Below are 1,641 nucleotides of genomic sequence, written 5' to 3'. Positions count from 1 at the left end.
AGCGTTGAGAACCGCTGCGCCGCGACCCGATCAGTGCGGGCCGGCGGGACCCCAGCCCTCGCCGCACGGACCGCCGTCGCCGGAGTCCTTGATGTGCACCTCGTCGCCGTTCGGGGCGATCAGCGGGTCGTAGAACAGCGCGATCTCCTCCGACGCCTGCGGCACATAGTGGAAGATCAGCGACCGGCGGAAGCGGTCGGTGCTGGTGTTCGCCTTCGACCCGTGAACCATGCTGCCGTGGAAGAAGAGCACGTCGCCAGCCTTCATCTCGGTCTGGTGGATCTCGACTCCCTCGGGTACGGGAACCTGCGCCGTGGAGAAGGACTCGTCCTGGTCGGCAGGCTCGAGGCACAGGATCTGCACGCGGTGCGATCCGGGCACGACCATGAGGCCGCCGTTCTCACCGTCGCAGTCGTCGATCGCGATCCATGCGGCCAGGCACGTCTCAGGGTCGGCGCGCAGGAACGCATTGTCCTGGTGCAGCGCCTGTCCGCGCGCGGTCGGAGGCTTGAAGTAGAACATCGACTGCGCGCCCCATGCAGGGCCGATCAGGTCCTCCACAACGGTGAAGATGCGCGGGTCGAACATGTACTGCTGCGCGAGTCTGCCCGCCTCCACGTCGGGGTGACGGTGCGGGTGCACGAAGCGCGGGTAGCGGGCGAGGATGTCGTCCTCGGGAAGGTTGTCGTCCCACCCGAAGGCGACATCGGACTCGACCTTGGCGGTGAACACGTCGCGGATGTGCGCCACCTCGTCGGGTGAGAGCAGGCCCTTGACCTGGACCACGCCATCGGCGTCGTAGCGTTGCTTGGCTGTGCTGGGGTGAACGAGGATATCGGTCATACGCTCATCATTGGCGCGTCGATCGCCGCAGTACATGGGACAGGAGGCGCAGTTCATGGAAGATTCTGCTACTCGAGCGCCGCTCACGCTCATTCCGGACGTCGATCGGATCTCCGCGGGGCAGCTCACCGAGCATGAGGGCTACCGCGTGCTGCGGCCGGTCGGAACCGGCGACTACCTGTTGATCGCGACCCTCGACGGCGAGGGGAGATTCGGGATGGTCGGCCACGACGACGTCATCGCCTCAGCAGGCGACGTGGTCCTCCTTCCCCCCGGGGTGCCGCACGACTACGGCGTGACCGCGGAGCGCGGCCACTGGCGCATCGCCTTCGCGCACGTGCACCCCCGCCCGGAGTGGGCACCGCTGCTCACCTGGCCGCAAGCCGTGCCGGGGATCGGCCGCGTCCATCTCACGGGTGCGGTGCGTGCCCGGGCGCGGGACTCATTGCTGGATGCCGGCTATTACTCCCGCTCGGGGCAACCGCGTGCCGCGGCGTTCGCGATGAACGCGCTCGAGGCGGTGCTGTTGTGGTGCGACACGGCCAACCCCTCCGCCCGGCAGCTGGACGAGCGGATCATGCGGACCCTCGAGCACGTGGACGCCCACCTGTCCGAACCGCTCACGGTCAGGCAGCTCGCTGGGGTGGCGCGGCTGTCGGTCTCCCGGTTCGCGCACCTGTTCACCGAGCAGCTCGGGTCGTCACCGTCGGCGTACGTGGAGCAGCAGCGCATGGCGATGGCCAAGCAGCTCCTCGACCTCACCAGACGATCGGTGGCCGACATCGCCGGCAGCGTGGG

General features: G+C 68.3%; 2 protein-coding genes. One reads left to right on the top strand and one right to left on the bottom strand.

The features are described 5' to 3' along the window. Window positions 1-30 precede the first annotated feature (30 nt). Window positions 31-843, bottom strand: coding sequence for a phytanoyl-CoA dioxygenase family protein (locus tag ACOJSN_RS11140; RefSeq protein ID WP_420112569.1), 813 nt, complete (start codon window positions 841-843; stop codon window positions 31-33). A gap of 55 nt (window positions 844-898) precedes the next feature. On the opposite strand from ACOJSN_RS11140, the gene ACOJSN_RS11135 reads away from it, so the two are divergent. Next, window positions 899-1,641 (top strand): AraC family ligand binding domain-containing protein (locus ACOJSN_RS11135; RefSeq protein ID WP_420112568.1); only part of this gene is annotated, 743 nt, incomplete at its 3' end.

It is taken from the genome of Pseudactinotalea sp., assembly GCF_048594945.1.
Lineage (GTDB): Bacteria > Actinomycetota > Actinomycetes > Actinomycetales > Beutenbergiaceae > Pseudactinotalea.
This window is presented reverse-complemented; position numbering and strand designations above follow the sequence as displayed.